The sequence below is a fragment of the Streptomyces sp. NPDC037013 genome (genome assembly GCF_055607265.1).
Map to the genome: position 1 here is coordinate 671,418 of NZ_JBVJRV010000006.1, position 23,626 is coordinate 695,043.

The following is a 23,626-nucleotide window of genomic DNA, read 5'->3' on the forward strand; positions in this document are numbered from 1 at the left end:
GGGTCGGGTCGTGCCGTGGCCGGGTCTTGCCGCAAGGCTCAAGTCTAGGTCAAGTGCCGTGCTGCTCAGGCAAGTTGACGCGTACGCCGGGCGGTATCCGCCGGAGGGCCTCGGCGTCCTTGGCGTGCGCCAGGTCGACGTCGGTGAGGAGGGGGAAGGCCGCCAGCCAGCCGAGCCCCTCCACGGGGTGGGGCGCGTCCAGGGCGATGCGGGTGAGCCGTTCGGGCACGAGGAGTTCGACGAGGTCCTCGACGCGGTAGGCGCCGACGACCTCCACGCGCGGCCAGCCGCCGATGGAGAGCAGGGCGCGCAGGTCCTTGCGGCCGTGCACGGGGACCATGGGCCGCTGGGTGAGGTGCGTGAGGACTTCCCGCAGGTAGAGCTCGCGGTCGAAGACCGGCCAGGCGCGCGCGAGGACCAGCTGGACCTCGGGGTCCGGGTGGTCGCGGAAGTACGTCAGGTAGTCGAGCGCCGCCGGGGTGCCGACCCTGGCGGCGACCAGCGGCACCAGATGGGCGTGCTCGCCGTGCACCTGCTCGGGCTCGGGCAGCAGGTCGAGCACCAGGTCGCCGCCCGCCTCCGCCAGTTCGAGGGCCTCGCGCTCCCGGCGCGGCGGCACCAGGGACCGCAGGCCTTCCTCCACCATCTCCCGTACCGCGGGTGCCACCTCGGCCGCATAGGGCAGGGAGGCGGCGGCGAGCAGTTTGCCGTGCGCGGTGTCCTGTTCCATGAGGCGCCGCAGCATCAGCTCCGCCTCCTTGGGCCGCGCGTGCGCGACGGCCAGCAGGATGACGTCCTCCCACTCCGCCCGGTCCGCGTGGTCGAGGAGCAGGTCGAAGTCGAGCTCCTGGACGGCGAGCCGGGAGCCCAGGTAGTCCTGGAAGGTGCGGTGCAGGAAGTCGACGCGGCCCTCGGACGGTTCGCGCAGCAGGCCCGAGCGCAGCAGCAGCGAGGCGTAGATCTCCTCGCCGCCGCCGTCGAGGCCCATCGCGGGCGCGGCGTCACCGAGGATGCGTACGGCGTCCGAACGGTCCATCTCCGCACGGCTGTTGCGGATCAGCCACCAGGCGAGCTTCTGGAGGAGCTGTACCTGGGTGGCGAACGACAGACGCGCGTCGTACGCGGGGTGGAGCCCCCGCTCGACGTCCCTGCGTTCGAGGAGCATCGTCAGGGCGGCCTGGTACAGCGACTTCCTGTCCTGCGGGAGGAAGCCGTGCCGGTCCCGGTGGAGGGCGCAGAGCATGCCGCACATCAGCGGGTTCGTGGCGAGCCGGTTGAGCTCGGGGGCCCGGTGCACCGTGCGCAGCATGGCCGTGCCGACCGCCTCGTCGGCGCCCGCCGCGTGGTGCCAGCGCCGGACGAACGTGGCGACGTGGTCGCGGGCCATCGGGCGGAGCGTGACCTCGGCGAAGGCGGCGGCCTCCAGCCATCTGTCGGGCACGGCGGAGGGGCGGGAGGTGACGAGCCACAGATTGCCGGGGAACGTACGCGTCAGATCGCGCAGCCACCGCTTGGCCGCCGCCCGCCGGTCCTCGGAGATCTCGTCCATCCCGTCGACGAGCAGCACCCCGCGCCGCGCCCGCAGGACGCGCTCCACCCAGCCGTTCGGCTGCTCCCCGGCGACGAGGCACCCGACGGCGGTCAGGAAGTCCTTCGGGATGGGCAGCTCCGCCCCTGGCCTGACGATCCGCCGCATCGGCAGCACGAACGGCACGCGCCCGATGAGGTGGGTGAGGCCGTGCGCGTACGTCTGGTCGGCCGTGGTGACCGCGAGCCACTGCACGAGCGTGGTCTTGCCGGACCCGGCGACACCGCGAAGCAGTACGTGGTCCTCCTGGGCGAGCATCCGCTCGGCGGAGACCGGGGCGCCGCCCTCGCCGGGGTGCTCCCGGCTCGCCTCCAGGCTGAGGTAGGCGGTGTCCAGGGGCCACTCGCTGGTCCCGGCGTAGACGTCGAGCCCGTAGATGGTGAGCGTGCCGTGCCGCTCCGCTATGTACGCCGCGTACCGCGTCTCGAACGCGGCGTCCTCGCTCGACTGCGAGGGCAGGCGTTCCAGGAGTACGTCGACGGCGTCCACGAGCCGCGCGAGCTGCCGGCTCTGGGCGGTCTGGAGCCGGGCGATGTAGGTGGAGCGCTGGGTGAAGAAGTTCAGGATGTGCAGGGCGGCGGTGAGCAGCAGCCGTTCGTAGAAGAGTTCGGCGTCCCGGCCGAGGGCGAAGGTGGCGATGGTGACGGCCGTCTGTGAGCGCAGGGCGCGCGCGAACTCCTCGGGCCCGAGCGCGACCGCTTCGTAGTCCTCGATGGTGAGGGTGCCGAGGGCGGCGAGGGAGCGCGCGAGCGCGTCCCTGACGGCCACGGCCTCCGACGCCTCCACGGGCCGCTCGCCGGGCCCGGCGGCCTTCAGCGCCCTGCGGACGAGCTCGTCGGCGATCTTCACGACGTCCTTGGGCGTGACGTCGCGCTTCTCGCCGGAGAACGAGACGAGGGCGGAGATCCGCACGGGCTTGGCGACCAGCCCCGCGCCGGGCCCTTCCTTGACGAAGAGCTTTCTGACGAGCGGCGCGACCGCACTGGAGGCGAGACGGGCACCTAGGGCTCCGGGGTCGACCATGTGTCGAGGTTAGGTCAACGGGCCGTGGAGCGCAGGGAGTTGGGTGCGGGCGGGGCGGCGGGGCGGGGTGCCGGGAGAGCGCGGCCCCGAACCTCCGCGGACGGGGTCCGGGGCGTAGCGCCCGTCACATTCGGGGCGGGGTGGATCTTATGTCCCGGTGACATGCCGCACAGGGGTTTTGTCCGGTACTAGGCGGAATAGTGGATACGTCGGGACTCCTGGCCGGGACCTTCGGCCCGCAACCTCCGGGACGTCCGCCGCGTCCGGCCGGGACCTGTGGGGGCCCGCTGGGTCCGGGCGCGGGGAGCGCCTCCGACGTGGGGTTAAACCGGCGGGGCGGGATGGAATTCCATTACCAGATCGGGGGGGTAATTGTCCGGATTTAGGAGTGTCAAGGGGGCGAAATGCCCTGGCCCGGCTACGGCTTTGCGTAGTAGATGGGGGTTTTGTGTGTACGTCGGGGTCGGGGTTACCAAGGGATGGCCGACCCGGTGAAGCGCGGTCCGCGGGTGACCCACCCGCCGCTGCCGCCCGCCGGGTCAGTCCATGCCCCCCTCGGTCGCCGCGTCAGGCGTCGCCCAGTCGTCACACCCCGGAGGACATCCCCATGTCGAAGCGCACCACGTCGCACCGTTCCGCCACGTCGCTGTTCCGCACCCGGGCGGCCGTCGTCGCCCTCGGCGTCGGAGCCTCGGCGGTGCTCGGAGCCGGTGCCTCGGTCGCCGCCGGGGAGACCAAGAGCGGCGGCGTGCTGCCGGGCGTCACGGTGGACTCCCTCCAGGCCCAGGCCACCGCGCAGGCGAAGAAGGCGGCCGACGTCAAGAAGGCCGCCGCCGCCAAGGTCGCGTCCTGGGTCGACCCGGTCAAGAACTACACGCTCTCCGCCAGCTTCGGCCTCGGCGGCAGCATGTGGTCCCACAAGCACTCCGGCCAGGACTTCGCCGTGCCGGTCGGCACCCCCGTCGCCTCCGTGCACGGCGGCACCGTCGTCAAGGCCGGCCCCAACGGCGCCGGCGACGGCCCCGCGTACGGCAACGCCGTCGTCATCAAGCACAGCAACGGCACCTTCTCCCAGTACGCGCACCTCTCGCGGATCGACGTCCGGGTGGGCCAGGCCGTCACCACCGGTCAGCACATCGCGGCCTCGGGCAACACCGGCAACTCCAGCGGCCCGCACCTGCACTTCGAGATCCGTACGACCCCGAACTACGGCACCGCCGTCGACCCGGTCGCCTTCCTCCACTCGGTGGGCGTGAAGGTCTGACGCGTGCGGGTCTGACCCCGGCACCGGACATGCCCTAGGCGCCCGTGTGCGCCCGGGTCACCAGATCGATGGCGACCTCCAGGATGGCCCTGCGCTTCTCCTCGGGGTCGCCTTCGACGTCCTTGAGCACGAACATCCCGCCGTGCATGGTGAACAGCGCGCTGAAGCACCGCACCTGGTCGGCCATCGGCGCGTCCGGGTCCTTGAGGATCTCGTAGAGCGCGAGCATGCGGTCCTTGAAGCTCTCGCCCGTCTTCAGATCGCGCATCGTGGCCTGGTTCTCCTGCATGAAGCGGAAGAGTGGGGCCGCGTCGACGAGGATCTCGCTGTAGCGGCGCAAAGTCTGCTGCTTGGTCTCCAGGGAGACGGGCCGCGGCTGCTCGTTGCCCCAGCTGATCAGCTCGTCGATCGGCCTGGTCAGGTCGTCGAAGATGCTGGTGAGGATGTCTTCCTTGGTCTTGAAGTGGTAGTAGAGCGCCGCCTTCGTGACCTCCAGGCGCTCGGAGATCTCGCGCAGTGACGTCTTCTCGTAACCCTGCTCGGCGAAGAGTTCGAGGGCCACGTCCTGGATGCGCTGACGGGTGTTCCCGCGGCGCTGCTGCTTGCTCATGCCTGTACCCGTGCCCATCGGGGTGCTCCTCGACTCCTTCATAACTTACTTGACGCCCGGCTAGTTGGGGGTCTACCTTCCCTCAGTGTAGACAGCTAGCCGGGCGGCAAGTAAGTGCCGGGGTCCCGGAAGACGGCCCAGGACGGTGCGGGGAGCACGGGGAGTGGGAAACATGCCGGACAAGACCATCGAGAAAGCCGGGCCGGTGACGGCCGGATCCGGAGCGACGAAGGCCGCACCACGGGCGCGCAGCGTGCGCGTCGTGCTCATGGCCCTGATGATCACGATGCTGCTCGCGATGCTCGACAACATGATCGTGGGCCCCGCGATGCCGACGATCGTGGGCGACCTCGGCGGCATGGAGCACCTGTCCTGGGTGGTGACCGCCTACACCCTGGCCACCGCCGCCTCCACCCCCATCTGGGGCAAGCTCGGCGACATGTACGGGCGCAAGGGCTCCTTCCTCACCGCCATAGTGATCTTCCTGGCCGGCTCCGCGCTCAGCGGCATGGCGCAGGACATGAACCAGCTCATCGGCTTCCGCGCGGTCCAGGGCCTCGGCGCCGGCGGACTCATGGTCGGCGTCATGGCGATCATCGGTGACCTGGTCCCGCCGCGGGAGCGCGGCAAGTACATGGGCATGATGACCGGCGTCATGGCGGTCGCGATGATCGGCGGCCCGCTCGTCGGCGGCTCCGTCACCGACCACCTCGGCTGGCGCTGGGCCTTCTACCTGAACCTGCCGCTCGGCGCCATCGCCCTCGCCATGGTCACCACCGTCCTGCACCTGCCCAAGAAGAAGGCACAGGGACGCATCGACTACCTCGGCGCGGCCCTGCTCACCGTCGGCATCAGCGCGCTCGTGCTGGTCACCACCTGGGGCGGTACGGAGTACGCCTGGAGCTCCGCCGTCATCATGGAGCTCATCGGCATCGGCGTCGCCTCGCTCGTCGGCTTCCTCTTCGTCCAGAAGAAGGCCGCGGAACCGGTCATGCCGCTGCACATCTTCCGCAGCCGCAACTTCTCGCTGATGGCCGTGATCGGCTTCGTCACCGGGTTCGTGATGTTCGGCGCGATGCTCTTCCTGCCGCTCTACCAGCAGACGGTGCAGGGTGCCTCCGCGACCAACTCCGGTCTGCTGCTGCTCCCCATGCTCCTGTCGATGATGGCCGTCTCGGTGGTCGCCGGCCGCGTCACCACCGCCACCGGAAAGTACCGGGCCTTCCCGATCGTCGGCACGCTCCTGATGGTCGCCGGATTCTTCCTGCTCTCGCGGATGGACACCGAGACCTCCCGCCTCACCTCGGGCCTCTACATGGCCGTGCTCGGCGCCGGCATGGGCTTCCTGATGCAGATCACCATGCTGGTCGCGCAGAACAGCGTCGAGCTGAAGGACATGGGCGTCGCCTCGTCCTCGGCCACGCTCTTCCGCACGCTCGGCTCCTCCTTCGGCGTCGCGATCATGGGCGCGATCTTCAACAACCGCGTCCAGGAGGTCATGGCCGACCGCGCCGGATCCCTCGGCGGCAAGATCACCGAGTCGCAGGCACAGCTGGACCCCGAGCGCCTCAGGCAGCTGCCCGAGGTCATCCGCGACGCCTACCAGCACGCGGTCGCCTCCGGTACGCACTCGGCCTTCCTGCTGGGCGCCGCCATCAGCGTCGCTGCGCTGCTCGCCGCCTTCTTCGTGAAGGAGATCCCGCTGCGCGGCTCGGGCCCCGCGGACAAGCCCGCCGCAGCGGCCGGAGCGACGGACCGCAAGAGGGCCGACAGGGCGGAAGAGACGGCCGGGAACGCGGATGGGGACTCCGCGCGGGCGGCAGGGCAGACGGTCGCGGAGCCCGTCTGACCCCATGCCCCCGCCCCGGCGGACGACGGCCCCCGACGCGACGAGCGCCGGGGGCCGTTTTCGTGGTGCGGGCCGTTTTCGTGGTGCGTCGGGTGTACGGGGTGGTGGTCCCGGTCCGGGCCCCGGCCCCGGCCCCGGCCCTCAGAGGTTGTCGGGCAGTTTGAGCACCGGGTAGCTGCCCGTGTTCGTCGGCGCGTGCTCCGGCAGCCACAGCACCGCGACCGCGCCCTCGGCGGGCTCGCCGGGCGCTGCCCCCGCGGGCCGTACGTTGCGGAAGGTGAGCCGGGCGCCGAGCACCCGGGCCTGGCCCGCGGCGATCGTCAGGCCCAGGCCGTGCCCGTGCCCCGCCCGGTCCGCGCTGCCCGTACGGAACCGGCTCGGCCCCTCGTCCAGCAGAGCCTCGGGGAAACCGGGCCCGTGGTCGCGGACCCGGACCACCCGGCCCTCGACGCTGACCTCGATGGGCGGCTTGCCGTGCTTGGTGGCGTTGGCGACGAGGTTGCCGAGGATGCGCTCCAGGCGGCGCGGGTCGGTGGTGACCTCCGACTCGTGCACCACCGTCACCGTCACGTCCGTGCTCAGGATCGCCATCCGCCGGGAGACGAACTCGCCGAGCGTGATGTCCTGCAGCTCGGCCCGCTCGGCGGCGGAGTCGAGCCGCGCCACCTCCAGGACGTCCTCGACGAGCGTACGCATCGCCTGCGCCCGGTCCCTGACCAGCTCGGTCGGCCGCCCCGGCGGCAGCAGCTCGGCGGCGGTGAGCAGTCCGGTCACCGGCGTGCGCAGCTCGTGCGCGATGTCCGCGGTCACCCGGCGCTCAGCCTCCAGGCGCTGCTTGAGGGCATCGGCCATGGCGTCCACGGCGCTCGCCACGTCGTCGGTCTCGTCCCGTACGACACCGCCGATCGCCTCGCGGACGCTGACGTCCGTCTGGCCCTGCGCGACCTCGCTCGCCGCCGTCGCCGCCTTGCGCAGGCGCCGCGACAGCTGGCCGCCGATGAGCACGCCCAGCGCGCAGCCGCCGAAGACGACCGCGATCGAGCCGATCACCAGGGCCTGGTCGAGGTCCTTCATGACGGTGGCGCTGCGGTCGGTGAAACGGGAGTGCAGCGACAGGACGTGCCCGTCGGCGAGCGGCACGGCGGCCCAGATGTCCGGCGCGCCGTCGGACTTCTCCTCGACGAAGGTGGCCCGGCGGCCCTTGAGCACCTTCTGCCGCAGCTCCTGCGGCAGCTCGGGGTCGTCGACCTTCGTGCCGAACTGCAGGGTCTGCCGCTGGGAGGCGGAGGAGTAGAGCCGCAGGGCGAACTGGATGCGCTCGTCCTGGACGTCGCGCGAGTTGTCGAGCATCGAGACCCGGGCCGCGTTGTGCACGACCAGGCTCAGCGCGATGGCGACCAGCGCCCCGACCAGCGCGATCGCCGCGGCGATCTTCCAGCGCACGCCCGTGCGCAGGTGCAGGCCGGAACGGAACCTGTCGCGGACGCGCTCGACCGCCCTGCGCCCCCCGTTCATATACGTCGTCCCCTGAGTGCCCTGTGTCCGATACAGCCGGTGGTTCCGGTGTACGTGGTGCCGGTGCGCCGCGTGGTGCCGGTGCCCGTACCGCTTCTACCGCTCGTGCTCGTCACGCGTGCGCTCACGCCTTGAGCTTGTAGCCGAAGCCGCGGACGGTCTCGATGCGGTCCTGTCCCACCTTCGTGCGCAGCCGCTGCACGTGGACGTCGACGACGCGGGTGTCGCCGCCCCAGCCGTAGTCCCACACCCGCTCCAGGAGCTTGTCGCGGGAGAGGACCGTGCCCGGCGCGGACGAGAACTCGAGCAGCAGGCGCATCTCGGTCGGCGTCAGCGCCACGGGCGTACCGCCCCGGTGCACCTCCATGCCGACCGTGTCGATCTCCAGATCGCCGAAGTGCAGCACTCCGCCGTCGGCCGCGGAGCTCTCCTCCGGGCCGGACGCCGTGGAGCCCGGCCCGCTGGCGTGGCCGAAGCGGCGCAGGACGGCACGGATGCGGGCGACCAGGACGGCGCCGTCGAACGGCTTGGTCACGTAGTCGTCGGCGCCGGCCTCCAGGCCGAGCACGACGTCGATGGAGTCGGCCCGCGCCGACAGCATGATCACGGGGACCGTCGACTCGTCACGGATGCGGCGGCACAGCGAGACGCCGTCGAGGCCCGGCACCATCACGTCGAGCAGGGCGATGTCCGGCCGGTCGGCGCGGAAGGCCTCGAGGCCCGAGAGCCCGTCGGGCATGGCGGTCACCGCGAAGCCGTCGCGCTCCAGGGCGAGCTGGGTGGCCTCGCGGATGACGTCGTCGTCCTCGACGAACAGGACGTGGGTCTGCTCTGCCATCGGGTGCTCTCAGTCCTTCTCGTGCGTCGGTGCGTCTTGGGTCGCCGGGCCGGTCAGTCCGCGGACGGCTCACTCGGCTCGCCGCCCACCGCGTTGCCGAAGTCGTTGCGCGTACGCCCCGACTCGGTGAAGTGGTGCGCGGACCAGTGGTAGGTGATCACTTCCTCCCCGGAGGGGTAGGCGACCGAGTCACCCTTCTCGTACAGCTGCTTCGTCACGACCAGGTCGCCCCGGTCGATCTCGGCGTAGACGGAGGCGGGCTCCTCGGCCTTGAAGACATTCTCGTACTCATCGCCCTGAGCGCGATACACGTAACTGCCGATGCCCACCGCGTCACCGCAGGTCAGCACGTTCACCACGACGTCCGACGCGGCTCCGCCGGTCAGGTTCCCGTACGACACGTCGATCGGGTACGCCTTCCCCACGCACGGCTTGAGCTCGCGCTTGATCGCGGGGCTGACCTGTGGATCGTTCTTGACGAGCCGGACCGCGTCGATCTTCTTCGCCGGCACGGAGACCGTGGCCGACGGCGACGGCGCCGTGGACACCACGGGCTCGCTGCTGGCGGGCCCCTCGTCACGGGCGCCGGAGCCGCCGGTCGCGCAGGCGGAGAGCAAAAGGCCGAGGGCGGCGAACGCGGCCACCGCCGCACTCACCGCCTTGACGCCTCGTCGGACCCGCAGGCCTAGGCCGCGCAACTCTCCCGCTCCTCACGTTCGAGCGCGCGGGCGTCCAGGTCGCGGCTCTCCAGCTCCTGGCGGAGCCGGGCGAGCGCCCGGTGCAGCGTGCTCTTGACCGTGCCGGCCGACATGCCGAGGGCGGCGGCCGTCTCCTCTGTGGACATCTGCTCCCAGTGTCGCAGCACGACGACGCTGCGCTGCTTGGGTGCGAGGACCTTCATGATGTCCATCAGCAGCGCGCGGTCCGCGTGCTGCTCGGTGGAGTCTTCCACGCTCGCGTCGGGCAGCTGCTCGGTGGGCACCTCTTCGAGCTTGCGGGCCCGCCACCACTCCGTACGCGTGTTGATCATGACGCGGCGCAGGTAGGCGTCGGCCAGCCGCTTGTCGGCTATGCCGTCCCAGCGGCCGTACGTCCGCACGAGCGCGGTCTGCAGCAGGTCCTGGGCGTCCACGGGGTCCGGAACCAGGCGCCGGGCACTGCGCAGCAGAGCATCCTGCCGAGTGCGGACGTACTCTTCGAACTCGAGCACCTCGCCGTGCGCCATATCAAACCGCCTCCGTTCCATCCCCATTGCCGACCGCGGTCCCTGCTGTGCGGTACGGATATGAAGGTACGGAGGCGTTGTCACGAGGTTGTGCGGAGCAGCCAGCGGCGGACGCACGGCTGTACGTCGGTTGTGTAACAGACGTAGGAATGAGTTAAACACCTGCGTTTGGCAGGGGCCCCGTTGCCGCCGCCGTCGGGTCGAAGGCGGCGGTCGGGCGTGGCGGGAGGGGCCCCGTCCCCGTCAGGTCTGCGGCAGCCGGTACAGACCGCCCTGCAACGGCTCGACGAGACCGTCCGCGACCAGCCCGTCCAGCGCGCGGGCCCGCTGCACGGGCTCATCCCACACCCGGTCGAGCACGGCCTGCGGCACCGGCGTCACGGCGTCGCGCAACACGGCGAGCAGCTTGCCCCGCACCTGCCGGTCCGTCCCCGCGTACGTCTGGCCGCGCCGGGCCGGACCCTCGTGCGCGGGCTTGCCCGCCGTGCGCCAGGCGCACTGCGCGGCGATCGGACACTGCCCGCAGTTCTCGTTCTTCGCCGTGCAGACCAGGGCACCGAGCTCCATCGAGGCGGCCGCCCAGCGCGATGCGGTGCGCTCGTCCTCGGGCAGCAGGGCGCGGGCCAGCTTGCGCTCGGCGGCGGTCGTCGCGTTCGGCGGGTACTGGACGCCCGTCACAGCCCGGGCGAAGACCCGGCGGACGTTGGTGTCGAGGACGGCGTGCCGCTGCCCGTACGCGAACGACGCCACGGCCGCCGCGGTGTACTCCCCGATGCCGGGCAGCGCGAGCAACTGGGCGTGCTGCGTGGGCACGTCGCCGCCGTGCCGCTCCGTTATGGCGACGGCCGCGCCGTGCAGCCGCAGGGCGCGGCGCGGATAGCCGAGCCGGCCCCAGGCGCGCACGGCCTCACCGGGCGCCTCCTTGGCCAGGTCGGCGGGGCGGGGCCAGCGGGCGAGCCACTGTTCGTAGACGGGCAGGACGCGGCTGACCGGGGTCTGCTGGAGCATGAACTCGCTGACCATCACGCCCCACGGCCCGGCGTCCTCACGACGCCACGGCAGATCACGGGCGTGCGTGTCGAACCACGCGATGACGGGGGTGTGCAGGGCCGCACCGGTCTCACCGGCGGGTTCGGGGACTTCTCCGGGGGCGGGGCGGGGGGCGGGGCTGTTCGGCATGGGCTTCGTGGGCGCAGTCATGGCACATCCGATCCTGCCACGGGGGCGGCGGGGTACGGGCCAACCGCGCGGTCGGCCCGGGCGGTTTTACGGGGGACGGCCCTCGGTGGCGGCCAGGACCTGACGATCGGCAGGGGTGGGAGGCGGCGCGGGGCACGTAGCGTCACAGGGGTGGAGAGACGTACCGGGGACGCACTGCTGTGGGCGGCGCTTGCCGTACCCGTCCTGACCGTGGACCGGCTGGGCCTGAACGAACCCCGCCCCTTCGCCCAGCAGCTCGCCGGCCTCGCGGCCCTCGCCCTCGCCGCCGCCCTCGGCCGCACCCGGCCCCTCCCCGCCTTCCTGCTGCCGGCCGCCCTGGGCCTCGCCACGGCCCCCTCGCTCTTCACCCTCGCGTACGGACCGGCCCTCGCCGTCTTCGCGCTGCTGCTCGGCCGCCGCGCGGCGCACGCCCGCCCCGCCCTCCTCGCCTTCGGCGGCATCGCCGTCGCAGGCACCGTCAAGATCGCCGTACGGGACGTCGATCCGACGGTGGAGTGGCTGGTCCTGATGGCGACCCTGCTGTTCGGCGCGGTCTTCCCCTGGCTCGCGGGCCGCTACTGGCGCCAGGGCCGTGAGCTGGCCGCCGCCGGCTGGGCCCGCGCCGGACAGCTGGAGCGGGAGCAGCGGATCGTCGCCGACCGCGCCCGGCTGCGCGAACGGGCCCGCATCGCCCAGGACATGCACGACTCCCTGGGACACGAACTGAGCCTGATCGCGGTACGGGCGGGCGCCCTCCAGGTCGCCGCCGACCTGCCGGAACCGCACCGGGAGGCCGCGGCCGACCTCAGGGCCGCCGCCGCGCAGGCCACCGAGCGGCTGCACGCGATCATCGGCCTGCTCCGTGAGGAGGGTGACGAACAGGCGCCGCTGGCCCCGGCCGGCGAGAGCGTCGCGGCCCTCGTCGCGCGTGCCGAGGAGTCGGGCCTGGACATCACCTGCACCGACGACGGGGAGGAGAGCGGCCACGAGGTGGGGAGCGACCCGGCGCGCCGCGAGGTGACCCGGCGTACCGTCCACCGCGTCGTCCAGGAGGCGCTGACCAACGCGGCCAAGCACGCGCCGGGCGCCCCGGTCGCCGTGTCGGTGACGCGGGATGCCTCCGCGACGACGGTCACCGTCACCAACGGCCGCCCCCACAAGAGGGATCCGCTCGGAACGGCGCTGCCGCCCGGCGGCGGTGGCTCCGGGCTGCGGGCCCTTGGCACCCGCGTCGCCGACCTGGGCGGCACCCTCACCGCGGGCCCGCACGGCCCCGGCTTCCGCGTCACCGCACACCTCCCGTCCACCGCGACGTCCCCTGTGCCGCACACCGCCGAGGCGCCGCCCGCCCCCACAGGCGCCCACCTCCTCACGTACGCCCGGCGCCGCACCGTCCTGGCCTTCGGTGCCGCCGTCACCACGGGCGCGCTGCTCATCGGGGGGACCTTCGCCTGGTACGCGTACTCGCGGACGCACTCCGTCCTCACCCCCGCCGACTACGCGCGCCTGCGCATCGGCGAGAGCCGCGCCGCGGCCGACCGCGTGCTGCCGGACCGGACCGTCGCCGACCCGCCGCTGGAGCGCGCGCCGACCCCGCCGCCCGCGGACGCCGACTGCGCGTACTACCGGGCGAGCGGTGAACTCTTCACCGCCGTGGCCCACTTCAGACTCTGCTTCGGCAGGCACGGCGCCACGAGCGGCCGCCTCGTGGACAAGGCCGTCATCCCCACGGCGACCGACAGGGCAGGGAAAACCGGCAGGGCAGGGAAAGGCGAGGGACGAGCACGGTGAACGACGACGCACGAGCAGCTGAGGGAGGAGCGGCGGCCTCGGCCATCCGCGTCCTGCTGGCCGACGACGAGGCCATGATCCGCGCGGGCGTGCGCGCCATCCTCGCCGCGGGACCGGATGTCGAGGTCGTCGCGGAGGCCGGGGACGGCAGGGAGGCGGTCGCGCTGGCCCAGGCCCACCGCCCCGACGTGGCGCTGCTCGACATCCGCATGCCACGCCTTGACGGACTCGCCGCGGGGGAGGAGATCGCGCGCACCGTGCCCGGCACCGCCGTCGCGATGCTGACGACGTTCTCCGAGGACGCGTACATCGCGCGGGCGCTGAGCGGCGGGGCCACCGGCTTCCTGCTGAAATCGGGCGACCCGCACGAACTCATCGCCGGGGTACGGGCGGTGGCGGGCGGCGCCGCCTTCCTCTCGCCCCAGGTCGCCCGGCACGTCATCGACGGCTTCGGGGCCCGGCGCCTGGGCCGCGGCGCCGAGGCCCGCACCCGCGTCGAGGCGCTGACGCCGCGCGAGCGCGAGGTGCTCGGCCTGGTCGGCGCGGGCCTGTCCAACCCGGAGATCGCGGCCCGGCTGCATCTCGTGGAAGGCACGGTCAAGGCATACGTGAGCGCGGTCCTGGACCGGCTCGGGGTGCGGAACCGCATTCAGGCGGCGATCGTCGCGTACGAGGCGGGGCTCGTCCCTGAGACGGACTGACGGGCCCCGCGCGGCGTCAGTGCCGGTGCGAGTCGTCGCGGCGGAAGGTCATGGTCGGCGAGTCGTACGCCGCCGGGTCGTACGGAGCCGGAGCCGGAGCCTGCGCCTGTGCGGGGGCCGGCATCGGGGCGGGCCGGGACGCGGCGCGGGCCCGCACGGGGCCCGGCCCGGCGAACCACTTCACGATCCCCGTGGACGAGCCGCGCATCGCCAGCGTGACCCGCGCCACCGGGCGCGCGGTGACCCGTACGAGCACGAACACGATCAGCGCGCCGAAGACCAGACCCACCGCCACGTCGTGCGGGTAGTGCACCCCGACGAAGACCCGCGAGAAGGCCATGAGCACGGCCATCGGCACCGTCAGCGCCGCGAGGCGCGGCCAGGCGAGGGCGAGCCCGATGGCGGCCGCGCCCGCGATCGTGGAGTGGTTGCTGGGGAAGGACCAGTCGCCGTGCGGCGGGCACGTGACGAGCGGATTCAGCGCGCCGGTCACCGCCCGGCACGGCCGCTCCTCGTCGATCGCGGACTTGGCCAACTCGCTGCAGACGTACGCCACCGCGGTGGCGAGCGGGGCCAGCACCGCGATCGCCAGGGCGCGGGGCTCCCCGCGCCGGGCCCGCCACCAGGCGACGACGAAGAGCACGCCGAAGAGCAGCAGGCCGAGCTCCGTCCACACCTCCGCGAGGTGCTGGAACCACGACGGTGTGTCGTGGGCGAAGTCGGTGATGTCGCGGTAGAGGTCGTCCGTCATGGTGTCCATGATTGCGGACGGTACGGAGTGGGGCCGAATCGTCACACCTGGCGATCGACCCGTCACAGCCCCTGCCGATGGACAGGGGCCCAGGGCGCCGCGGACCGCCCCGGAACCCGTTCCGGGATGATGATCCGCAAACTTTCCCGCCCAACGCGGCGGGTGGGGCGGGAGATGGACCGGATCTCTCGTAAGGTTTGGGCGTGGGATCTCTGCGCAATCCGGTCGGGCCGCTTCCCTCCACCATCTACTGGCGTCGGAGGGCCGTTCTGCTGTCCGTAGTAGGCCTGCTGGCGCTCCTCGTCGTCTGGATCGTCACCTCAGGTGGCGGCGGCGGCAGGAACGACGCCGACGGGCCGGGCGGCAACGGACCCGCCACGTCCATCACTCCCGGACCCACCGAGTCCGGACCCGCGATCAGTGAACACCCGGGCGGGCGGGACGAGTCGAGCGAGGGCTCCGGCTCCGGCTCGGGCGGCTCCGGGGGGCCGGGCTCGGGCGGCTCCGGCGGCTCGGAGGGCGGGTCCGGCGGTTCGGAGGGTTCCGGCGGCTCGGGCGGTTCCGGGGGCTCCGGTGGTGCCGGGGACGATGCCAAGGGCGGGGGCGGCTCGGGGGACCGGCTGCCGGCCGGTTCGCGGCTGCCCAACTGCACCAGCGGGGCCGTGAAGTTGAAGGTGCGCAGCGTCAAGAACACGTACGCGATCGACGAGAAGCCGAAGTTCGAGCTGATCGCCGAGAACGACGGCGGCAAGGCCTGCAAGCTCGATCTCGGCGGCAAGGGCACGGTGCTGACGATCACTCAGGCCGATGGCGACGACGAGTTCTGGTCCTCGGCCGACTGCCCCTCCGGGAACGGCAGCCTGCTGCTGCGGGTGCCGGCGGACGGCCGGGTCACGCACGCGGTGCGGTGGGACCGGCGGGCCAGCGCCCCGCAGTGCGCGACGCCTTCGGCGGGGACGGCGAAGCCGGGCACGTACCTCGTCGAGGCGAAGGCCCCCGGCCTGGGCACGGCCCGGACCTCCTTCGTCCTCGAAAAGGACTAGCAGGGACCGGAGGGGCTAGCCGCGGAAGGTGCGGCGGTACGCCGCCGGGGCGACTCCCGCCTCCGCCGCGAGGTGCCGCCGCAGCGAGGTGGCGGTGGCGAAGCCGACCTCGTGGGCGACGCGCTCCACCGGCAGATCGCTGGACTCCAGCAGGTGCCGGGCCCACCGGACCCGCTGCGAGGTCAGCCAGCGGCCGGGGCTCAGACCGGTCTCCTCCTTGAAGCGCCGGGCGAAGGTACGGGTGCTCATCGCCGCGTGCGCGGCCAACTCGTCCAGCGAGAGCGGCAGTTCGAGCCGTTGCAACGCCCAGTCGCGGGTCGGCCCGGTGCCGGTCGCGCCCGCCGGCGGCAGGGGCCGCTCGATGTACTGGGCCTGCCCGCCGTCCCGGTACGGCGGCATGACGCAGAAGCGGGCGGCCTGGTTGGCGGTCTCGGTGCCGTGGTCCTTGCGCAGCAGGTGCAGACAGACGTCGACGCCACTGGCCGCCCCCGCCGAGGTCAACACGTCCCCGTGGTCGACGAAGAGGACGTCGGGGTCGAGCTCGACCCGGGGGAACAGTTCCCGGAAGCGGTCGCCGAGCGCCCAGTGGGTGGTGGCCCGGCGCCCGTCGAGGAGACCGGTGCCGGCCAGCAGGAAGGCGCCGCTGCAGATCGACACCAGACGGGTGCCGGGCCGGACGCCGGAGAGCGCGTCCAGGGCCTTCGGGTCCGGGACGGCGGCCGGGGCCCCGGTGATCGCGTACCCGGGGATGATCACGGTGTCCGCCTCGGCCAGCACTTCGGGTCCGTGCCCGGGGGTGACGGTCAGGTCCGAGACGGTGCGCACGGGCCCGCCGTCCACGCTCGCGGTCACCACCTCGTAGCGGCCGCCCGCGGTGCCCAGGACGTGGTGAGGGATGCCGAGTTCGAAGGGGTAACTCCCGTCGAGCACCAGGACGACCACTTTGTGGGCGCCGGGAGCGGCGGGGGCGCCCGGAGCGGCGGGCGAGGCTTGGTGGGCGGGCATGGCGTGAATGTATCGGAGGCTGACCATTCCGCCATGGCCCAGGCCGGCTCGCACGGCAAGGATCAAAGGTGTCCGGCCGCATACAGGAGGTTCCCCATGACCAAGGGCTACTGGGTCAGCGTCTATCCCGTCATCTCCGACCCCGAGATGCTGACCGCCTACAACAAGCTGGCGGGGGAGGCCGTCCGGGCCGCGGGCGGGCGCGTCCTGTCCAGTTTCGGGCGAGTCGCCGCCCGCGAGGCCGGCATCGCGCACCGCGTCGTCCTGGTCGAGTACGACAGCTTCGAGCAGGCGGTCGCGGCCTACGAGAGCGAGGCCTACCAGAAGGCGCTGGCGGCCCTCCCCGACGGCTTCGAGCGCGACTTCCGCATCACCGAAGGCAACGACTGACTTAGGCGCGGGCCACCGGCGGGAGGCTAGACGTAGCGCTCCAGGATCGACGACTCCGCCAGCCGCGAGAGTCCCTCCCGCACGCTCCGCGCCCGCGCCTCGCCGACGCCGTCCACCGTCTGGAGGTCGTCCACGCTGGCGGCGAGCAGTTTCTGCAGACCGCCGAAGTGCTCCACGAGGCGGTCGATGATGGCGCCGGGGAGCCGCGGGACCTTGGCGAGGAGGCGGAAGCCCCGCGGGGAGACCGCGGAGTCCAGCGCCTCGGGCGAGCCCGTGTACCCCAGGGCGCGGGCCACGGTGGGCAGTTCGAGGAGCTCCGCGTGCGTGAGGGAGTCCAGTTCGGCGAGGGCCTCGTCGACCGTGCGCGACCGCTTGGCCGTCGGCTCGGGCACGTAGTCCCGGACGACCAGCTCGCGCTCGGGCTCGACGCCCGCGATCAACTCGTCCAGCTGGAGGGCGAGGAGACGCCCGTCCGTGCCGAGCTCCACCACGTACTCGGCGATCTCCGTGGCGATGCGGCGCACCATCTCCAGGCGCTGGGCGACGGCGGTGACGTCCCGCACCGTCACCAGGTCCTCGATCTCCAGCGCGGAGAGCGTGCCCGCGACCTCGTCGAGGCGGAGCTTGTACCGCTCCAGGGTGGCGAGGGCCTGGTTGGCGCGGGACAGGATCGCCGCCGAGTCCTCGAGGACGCGCCGCTGCCCGTCCACGTACAGCGCGATGAGCCGCATCGACTGGGAGACCGAGACGACGGGGAAGCCGACCTGCTTGCTGACGCGGTCCGCCGTGCGGTGCCGCGTGCCCGTCTCCTCCGTGGGGATCGTCGGGTCCGGCACCAGCTGCACGCCGGCGCGGAGGATCTTGGTGATGTCCTTGTCGAGGACGATGCCGCCGTCGAGCTTGCACAGCTCGCGCAGGCGCGTCGCCGTGAACTCGACGTCCAGGATGAAGCCGCCCGTGCACATCGACTCGACGGTCTTGTCCCAGCCGAGGACGATCAGGCCGCCGGTGTTGCCGCGGAGGATGCGCTCGAGTCCGTCGCGCAGTGCCGTGCCGGGCGCGACGGCGCTCAGGGAGGCGCGCATCAGCACATCGGCACCGGAGCTTGAACCCGGCTTGCCGGGAACCGCTGCCCGGTCGTTGGCTGCCACTGCACTCCCTCGGTCGCAGGTTGTCCAAGCCTCTGCCGGCACCTTGCTTCGTACGGCGCTTCGTACGGACGGGCGAGACCAGGGCAAAGTCTACCGGCGCTCCTCCTCCGCTCGCGGGGCCTCTCGGCGACGAGACCTCGGAAGGACACGCAGGGCGTCCCCCATGTCGGCGACTTCGATGACCTTCATACCGGCGGGGATCCTGCCGGGGTCGGCCGGTACGAGGGCGTGGGTGAAGCCCAGGCGGTGCGCCTCGGCCAGTCTGCGCTGGACCCCCGTGACCCGCCTGACCTCGCCCGCCAGGCCCACTTCGCCGATCGCCACGAGATTCTTCGGCAACGGGGTGTCGCTCGCCGCGCTGGCCAGCGCGAGCGCGACGGCGAGGTCGGCGGCCGGCTCGGAGAGCTTCACGCCGCCGACGGTCGCGCTGTAGATGTCGCGCTTGCCGAGGGCCGTGATCCGGCCGCGCTGCTCAAGGACCGCCAGCATCATCGAGACGCGGGAGGTCTCCAGGCCGGAGGTGGTGCGGCGCGGGCTCGGGATCTGCGAGTCCACGGTGAGCGCCTGGACTTCGGCGACCAGCGGGCGGCGCCCCTCCAGGGTGACGGTCAGACAGGTGCCGGGGACGGGCTCGGCGCGGCGCGTGAGGAAGAGGCCGCTGGGGTCGGCGAGACCGGTGATGCCCTCGTCGTGCAGCTCGAAGCAGCCGACCTCGTCCGTCGTCCCGTAACGGTTCTTGACGCCGCGGACGAGGCGCAGGCGCGCGTGCCGGTCGCCCTCGAACTGCAGGACCACGTCGACGAGATGCTCCAGCAGGCGCGGGCCCGCGATGGCGCCGTCCTTGGTGACGTGGCCGACCAGCAGCGTGGCCATGCCGCGCTCCTTGGAGGCGCGGATCAGCGCGCCGGCGACCTCGCGGACCTGCGCCATGCCGCCGGGCGCGCCGTCGATCTCCGGGGAGGCGACCGTCTGGACCGAGTCGAGGACCAGGAGGGAGGGCTTGACCGCGTCCAAGTGACCGAGGACGGCGGAGAGATCGGTCTCCGCCGCCAGATAGAGGTGGTCGTCGATGGCGCCGATGCGGTCGGCGCGCAGCCGGACCTGGCTCGCCGACTCCTCGCCGGTCACATAGAGGGTGCGGTGCTCCTCGCTTGCCGCCTTCGCCGCGACGTCCAGGAGGAGGGTGGACTTGCCGACACCCGGCTCGCCCGCGAGGAGCACCACGGCGCCGGGGACGAGCCCGCCGCCGAGCACCCGGTCCAGCTCGGGCACGGCGGTGGAGCGCGCGGTGGCCTGCCTGCCGTCGACCTCGCCGATCGGCACGGCGGACGAGGTGACCCGGCCGGGGGCGGTGGTGCGGACCGCGGGCGCGCCGTACTCCTCGACGGTCCCCCAGGCCTGGCACTCGGGGCAGCGGCCGAGCCACTTGGCCGTCTGCCAACCGCATTCGGTGCAGCGGTAGGACGGACGGTCCTTGGTGGATTTCGTACGGGCAGCCATGGTCGAAACCGTAGCCGAGCCCACTGACAACGCGGCCGGGCTGCCACGGAACGGCATCTTCCGGCCGCTCTCCCGAGCGCCTCGCGGTCATCCGGCGCTCGCCCCGCGCTCACGCCGGGTTGGTTCCTCGCTCGCCCGGCGTGCGAGCCAAGGCCACGGAATCAGGAGTTCCTGTCCCCTTTTGAGGGATCTGTTCACCCGTAAGGATTAAATCTGCTCAAGAGGGAGGAAGGGGCCTGCATCATCCGCCTAACTTCGCACGGGTGATGAGCAGCAGGCCGGAAACCTCTACGAACGCAACCGGCGCACACCGGGCGCACCGTGACGCGCGCAAGCGCGTGGTGCCCCGCCCGGCGCCCCGGACGACGCCGTCGCCGCGCTACGAACCGTGCCTGGACGGCCTGTTCACGTACTGCCTGTCCGTGCTCTGCGATCACGACGCGGCGACCGCGGCCCTGGGGGACGTGCTCCACCTCGCCGAGCGCCGGGGGGCCCGCGGCCCCGAAGCCGAGGCCGACCTCAAGCCCTGGCTCTACGCCCTCGCCCGCTGGGTCTGCCTGCGCCGGCTGGCCGAGGCCAAGCGGAGCCGGGAGGGCAGACACGCGCAGGGCTCCGGTAAAGCGGCCACGGGCGCCTCCGACGCACCGACCGACACCTCCAGCACCACCAATACCCCCGACACCTCCAGTACCCCGGGCATCTCCGGCACCCCCGGCACAACCCCCGCCTCGCCCACCACTCCCGCCTCGCCCACCACCCCGGACGCCCCCACCGACGAAACCGCCCGCCGGCGCCGACGTGAACTGGCGCAGCTCGCCTGGCCGGAGGCGGCCGGCACCACCCCCGAGCAGCGCGAGGCACTCGAACTGGCCGTGCGCCACCAGCTCGCCCCCGCGCAGGTCGCCGCCGTCCTCGGCCTCGACCTCGCCAAGGCGCGCGGCCTGCTCGCCTCCGCCGCCTGCGAGGTGGAGCGCACCCGTGCCGCGCTCGCCGTCGTGGAGACCGGCAGCTGTCCGATCGTGGCCCGCCTCACCGGTGACGATCAGCTGCTGCTCGGCACCGCCCTGCGGCGCGAGCTCGTCCGGCACGTCGACGACTGCCCGCGCTGCCGCCGCACCGCCGAGCGCGCCGGGTCGAGCGCCTGGCCGGGCACGGCCGTCAGCCCGGCCGCACTGCCCGTCGTCGAGGCGCCCAGGGCCGCCCTCCACGCAGCGATGGCGCACGCCCCGCGCGCGCGGGGCGGCGGTCCGCGCTATGACCGGCGCGGTTTCCCGATGGACCCCAAGGACCACGCGGCGCGCCGCGACCGGCTGCGCGCGCGTGCCGTCACGACGACCGTCGTCGCCACCGTGGTGGCCGCGCCCGTGCTCGCCCTCTGGGCGGCGTACCGGGGGGCACCGCTCACCGGTGAGGGGCGCGACGGCCGGTCCGTGGCCGCCAGCGAGGACGGCCGCGGGGGTCTCGGCAGCGACCGCGCGCGGGACAGCTATGAGAACGCGGGCAACGCCCGCAAGGGACCCGAGCCCCGTTTCACCGCCGGCAGCCGCTCACCCGACGTCTCCGTAGAGGTCATCAGCGGCGGCTCCGGGTCCCGTTCGTCGACCGGTCCGGGACGGCTGACCGTCGAGGCGAGGCCCAGCGGCGACACGACGCTCATCACGCTGACGGCGTCCGGCGGCACACCCGTCCGCTGGTCGGCGGGCGAGAGCGCGTACTGGCTCTACCTCAGCCGCTCGTCGGGGACGCTCGCGCCGGGCGAGTCGGTCACGATCCAGGTCTACGTCGCCCACAGCCGCGAGCCCTCGGGACACTGGAGCGCGCGGGTCTCCATCGCGCCCTCGGGCGCCATCATCTCGATCGACGGCTACGGGGACGGGCGCCCGCCGCACACCCCGCGGCCGCGGCCCACCCCCACCGACCCGGGACCCGACCCCCACCCGTCCGATCCGGGCCCCTCGCACCCGGGCCCGTCCGACCCGGGCCCCTCCGACCCCGATCCCACGCCGACGCCGACCGACCCGACGCCCGACCCGACCGACCCCGGCCCGGGCGACTCGACGCCGCCGTCCGACGACGGCGGCTCGGGCCCGGGCTGACGGCCGGACGGCGGGAGGGGCGGGCCGGTGGGTGCCGGTGCCCGGCGTCCAGGCGTCCTACTTCCGCGCGGTCGTGGGGTCCGCCGGGTGCGGTGCCAGCATCGGCAGCTGCGCGGCGAGCCGCTGCTCGCACAGCTCCACGAGCCGGTCGTACCCCTCCTTGCCCATCAGCTCGATCAGCTCCGGGCGGTAGGAGACGTACACCGGGTCGCCCGCGCCGTGCGCCGAGGTCGCCGACGTGCACCACCAGTGCAGGTCGTGGCCGCCGGGGCCCCAGCCCCGCCGGTCGTACTCGCCGATCGACACCTGGAGGACGCGCGTGTCGTCGGGCCGGTCGATCCACTCGTAGGTCCGTCGCACCGGCAGCTGCCAGCAGACGTCCGGCTTCGTCTCCAGCGGCTCCCGGCCCTCCTTGAGGGCCAGGATGTGCAGCGAGCAGCCGGCGCCGCCCGCGAAGCCGGGGCGGTTCTGGAAGATGCACGAGCCCTTGTACGGGCGGGTCTGGCGGTCGCCGTCCTCGTCCGTGGAGACCCAGCCGGTCTCCCGGCCCACGTCGTGGTGCTGCCAGATGTCGGGCGTGAGCCGCTCCACGTACCCGGCGACCCGCTTCTCGTCGTCCTCGTCCGAGAAGTGGGCACCCAGGGTGCAGCAGCCGTCGTCGGCGCGGCCCGCCTGGATGCCCTGGCAGCCGTTTCCGAAGATGCAGTTCCAGCGGGAGGTGAGCCATGTCAGATCGCAGCGGAAAACCTGCTCGTCGTCCGCGGGATCAGGGAACTCCACCCAGGCGCGGGCGAAGTCGAGGCCCTTCTCGTCCGGCTCCGGCGCCCCGGACGCGCCCTGCTCGGGCAGCTTGGCCGGCTTTCCGGACTTGCCCGGCTTCTCCGCCTTCTCCGGCTTTCCCTGTTTCGTCGGCTTCTCTGACGCGGCCTGCTGGGTCGACGGCTTCCCCGACTTCGATTTGTCGGTCTTCGCCTTTTTCGTCTTTGGCACGTCTCCAGGGTATGCGGGCGGCCGACCGCCCGGGGCCAGTCGATCTCCCCACGCGGCGTAGCGTTCCGTACATGAGACTCGGTGTCCTCGACGTGGGGTCGAACACGGTGCATCTGCTCGTGGTCGACGCCCACCCCGGTGCGCGCCCGCTGCCCGCGCACTCGCACAAGGCCGACCTGCGGCTGGCCCAACTCCTCGACCCCGCGGGGGCGATCGGGCCCGAGGGCGTCGACCGTCTGGTGACCGTCGTCCGCGAGGCGATGGAGGCCGCGGAGGACAAGGGCGTGGAGGAGGTCCTGCCGTTCGCCACCTCGGCGGTGCGCGAGGCGACCAACGCCGACGCGGTCCTCGCCCGCGTCAAGGAGGAGACCGGCGTCGACCTCCAGGTCCTGTCCGGCGAGGAGGAGGCCAGACTGACCTTCCTGGCCGCCCGGCGCTGGTTCGGCTGGTCCGCCGGCAAGCTCCTCGTCCTCGACATCGGCGGCGGCTCGCTGGAGATCGCGTACGGCATGGACGAGGAACCGGACGCCGCGGCCAGCCTGCCCCTCGGCGCGGGCCGGCTCACCGCGGCCTGGCTGCGGACCGATCCGCCGGAGCCCTCCGACGTGAAGGCGCTGCGGCGCCACGTGCGCGCCCAGATCGCCCGCACCGTGGGGGAGTTCAGCCGCTTCGGCGCCCCCGACCACATCGTGGCGACGTCCAAGACGTTCAAGCAGCTCGCCAGGCTGGCGGGCGCCGCCCGCTCGGCGGAGGGCCTCTACGTACAGCGGGAGCTGAAGCGGAAGTCCCTGGAGGACTGGGTGCCGCAGCTCGCCGCGATGACCGCGGCGGAGCGCGCGGAGCTGCCCGGCGTCTCCGAGGGGCGGGCCGGGCAGCTGCTCGCGGGCGCGCTCGTCGCGGAGGGCGCGATGGACCTGTTCGGGGTCGAGACGGTCGAGATCTGCCCGTGGGCGCTGCGCGAGGGCGTGATCCTGCGTGAGCTCGACCACCTCCCGGCGCCGTGAGCGGGCCTCATGCGCGCTGAGCACGGCGGCCCGGCACGCCCCGGGCACAGCGACGGTGCCGGTCAGGGGCCACATCCGGGCGGCGCGGTCCC

The 23,626-nt window shown here is 72.9% G+C and carries 20 protein-coding genes; 8 read left to right on the forward strand and 12 right to left on the reverse strand.

Features of this window, described 5'->3' with window-relative positions; all coding sequences use genetic code 11:
* Window positions 1-49: 49 nt before the first annotated feature.
* Complete coding sequence (locus tag ACZ7DY_RS25320) at window positions 50-2,611, reverse strand: NACHT domain-containing protein (RefSeq protein WP_471138642.1); 2,562 nt, start codon at window positions 2,609-2,611, stop codon at window positions 50-52.
* Between the two features lie 607 nt (window positions 2,612-3,218).
* Here ACZ7DY_RS25320 and ACZ7DY_RS25325 point away from each other — a divergent pair.
* A complete protein-coding gene (locus ACZ7DY_RS25325) occupies window positions 3,219-3,875 on the forward strand; it encodes a M23 family metallopeptidase (RefSeq protein WP_471138643.1) in 657 nt (218 codons plus the stop codon).
* Window positions 3,876-3,909: 34 nt separating this feature from the next.
* Here the strand turns inward: ACZ7DY_RS25325 and ACZ7DY_RS25330 are convergent, their stop codons facing one another.
* Entirely contained in the window at window positions 3,910-4,503 is a 594-nt protein-coding gene (locus ACZ7DY_RS25330; protein ID WP_471138644.1) for a TetR/AcrR family transcriptional regulator, read from the reverse strand.
* A gap of 154 nt (window positions 4,504-4,657) precedes the next feature.
* Between ACZ7DY_RS25330 and ACZ7DY_RS25335 the strand changes: the two genes are divergently transcribed.
* On the forward strand, window positions 4,658-6,334 hold the full coding sequence (locus ACZ7DY_RS25335) for an MDR family MFS transporter (RefSeq protein ID WP_471138645.1): 1,677 nt from the start codon (window positions 4,658-4,660) through the stop codon (window positions 6,332-6,334).
* Window positions 6,335-6,475: 141 nt separating this feature from the next.
* On the opposite strand, the gene cseC is transcribed toward ACZ7DY_RS25335, so the two are convergent.
* From cseC to ACZ7DY_RS25360, 5 genes are all read right to left on the reverse strand, one after another.
* Window positions 6,476-7,849 (reverse strand): two-component system sensor histidine kinase CseC, encoded by a 1,374-nt coding sequence (cseC, locus tag ACZ7DY_RS25340; protein ID WP_471138646.1) that lies wholly within the window; start codon window positions 7,847-7,849, stop codon window positions 6,476-6,478.
* A gap of 124 nt (window positions 7,850-7,973) precedes the next feature.
* Window positions 7,974-8,687: a two-component system response regulator CseB gene (cseB, locus tag ACZ7DY_RS25345; RefSeq protein WP_471138647.1), complete on the reverse strand. Its 714-nt coding sequence runs from the start codon at window positions 8,685-8,687 to the stop codon at window positions 7,974-7,976.
* A gap of 53 nt (window positions 8,688-8,740) precedes the next feature.
* Window positions 8,741-9,343, reverse strand: coding sequence for a hypothetical protein (locus ACZ7DY_RS25350; protein WP_471138648.1), 603 nt, complete (start codon window positions 9,341-9,343; stop codon window positions 8,741-8,743).
* 29 nt (window positions 9,344-9,372) lie between these two features.
* A complete protein-coding gene (locus ACZ7DY_RS25355) occupies window positions 9,373-9,912 on the reverse strand; it encodes a SigE family RNA polymerase sigma factor (RefSeq protein ID WP_055567865.1) in 540 nt (179 codons plus the stop codon).
* Between the two features lie 243 nt (window positions 9,913-10,155).
* Window positions 10,156-11,112: an HhH-GPD family protein gene (locus ACZ7DY_RS25360; protein ID WP_471138650.1), complete on the reverse strand. Its 957-nt coding sequence runs from the start codon at window positions 11,110-11,112 to the stop codon at window positions 10,156-10,158.
* 150 nt (window positions 11,113-11,262) lie between these two features.
* Between ACZ7DY_RS25360 and ACZ7DY_RS25365 the strand changes: the two genes are divergently transcribed.
* Both ACZ7DY_RS25365 and ACZ7DY_RS25370 read left to right on the forward strand, forming a co-directional pair.
* Window positions 11,263-12,903, forward strand: a complete 1,641-nt coding sequence (locus ACZ7DY_RS25365; protein WP_471138651.1) for a sensor histidine kinase — start codon at window positions 11,263-11,265, stop codon at window positions 12,901-12,903.
* Between the two features lie 74 nt (window positions 12,904-12,977).
* On the forward strand, window positions 12,978-13,604 hold the full coding sequence (locus tag ACZ7DY_RS25370; protein ID WP_471138712.1) for a response regulator: 627 nt from the start codon (window positions 12,978-12,980) through the stop codon (window positions 13,602-13,604).
* A 16-nt stretch (window positions 13,605-13,620) separates the two neighbouring features.
* Here ACZ7DY_RS25370 and ACZ7DY_RS25375 read toward each other — a convergent pair whose 3' ends face one another.
* Window positions 13,621-14,364, reverse strand: a complete 744-nt coding sequence (locus ACZ7DY_RS25375) for a phosphatase PAP2 family protein (RefSeq protein WP_471138652.1) — start codon at window positions 14,362-14,364, stop codon at window positions 13,621-13,623.
* Between the two features lie 194 nt (window positions 14,365-14,558).
* On the opposite strand from ACZ7DY_RS25375, the gene ACZ7DY_RS25380 reads away from it, so the two are divergent.
* A complete protein-coding gene (locus ACZ7DY_RS25380; protein ID WP_471138654.1) occupies window positions 14,559-15,398 on the forward strand; it encodes a hypothetical protein in 840 nt (279 codons plus the stop codon).
* Window positions 15,399-15,413: 15 nt separating this feature from the next.
* Here ACZ7DY_RS25380 and ACZ7DY_RS25385 read toward each other — a convergent pair whose 3' ends face one another.
* Window positions 15,414-16,403 carry a GlxA family transcriptional regulator gene (locus ACZ7DY_RS25385; RefSeq protein WP_471138655.1) on the reverse strand — a complete coding sequence of 330 codons (990 nt, stop codon included), beginning with the start codon at window positions 16,401-16,403 and terminating at the stop codon, window positions 15,414-15,416.
* 96 nt (window positions 16,404-16,499) lie between these two features.
* Here ACZ7DY_RS25385 and ACZ7DY_RS25390 point away from each other — a divergent pair, with 96 nt between their 5' ends.
* On the forward strand, window positions 16,500-16,793 hold the full coding sequence (locus ACZ7DY_RS25390; protein WP_471138657.1) for a DUF1330 domain-containing protein: 294 nt from the start codon (window positions 16,500-16,502) through the stop codon (window positions 16,791-16,793).
* A 26-nt stretch (window positions 16,794-16,819) separates the two neighbouring features.
* On the opposite strand, the gene disA is transcribed toward ACZ7DY_RS25390, so the two are convergent.
* Window positions 16,820-17,944, reverse strand: a complete 1,125-nt coding sequence (gene disA, locus ACZ7DY_RS25395; RefSeq protein WP_471138659.1) for a DNA integrity scanning diadenylate cyclase DisA — start codon at window positions 17,942-17,944, stop codon at window positions 16,820-16,822.
* 90 nt (window positions 17,945-18,034) lie between these two features.
* Window positions 18,035-19,444 carry a DNA repair protein RadA gene (gene radA, locus ACZ7DY_RS25400; RefSeq protein WP_471138660.1) on the reverse strand — a complete coding sequence of 470 codons (1,410 nt, stop codon included), beginning with the start codon at window positions 19,442-19,444 and terminating at the stop codon, window positions 18,035-18,037.
* Window positions 19,445-19,710: 266 nt separating this feature from the next.
* On the opposite strand from radA, the gene ACZ7DY_RS25405 reads away from it, so the two are divergent.
* A complete protein-coding gene (locus tag ACZ7DY_RS25405; protein ID WP_471138662.1) occupies window positions 19,711-21,540 on the forward strand; it encodes a BACON domain-containing protein in 1,830 nt (609 codons plus the stop codon).
* A gap of 57 nt (window positions 21,541-21,597) precedes the next feature.
* Here the strand turns inward: ACZ7DY_RS25405 and ACZ7DY_RS25410 are convergent, their stop codons facing one another.
* Complete coding sequence (locus tag ACZ7DY_RS25410) at window positions 21,598-22,530, reverse strand: DUF3109 family protein (protein WP_471138664.1); 933 nt, start codon at window positions 22,528-22,530, stop codon at window positions 21,598-21,600.
* 71 nt (window positions 22,531-22,601) lie between these two features.
* Between ACZ7DY_RS25410 and ACZ7DY_RS25415 the strand changes: the two genes are divergently transcribed.
* On the forward strand, window positions 22,602-23,534 hold the full coding sequence (locus ACZ7DY_RS25415; RefSeq protein WP_471138665.1) for a Ppx/GppA family phosphatase: 933 nt from the start codon (window positions 22,602-22,604) through the stop codon (window positions 23,532-23,534).
* Window positions 23,535-23,626 lie beyond the last annotated feature (92 nt).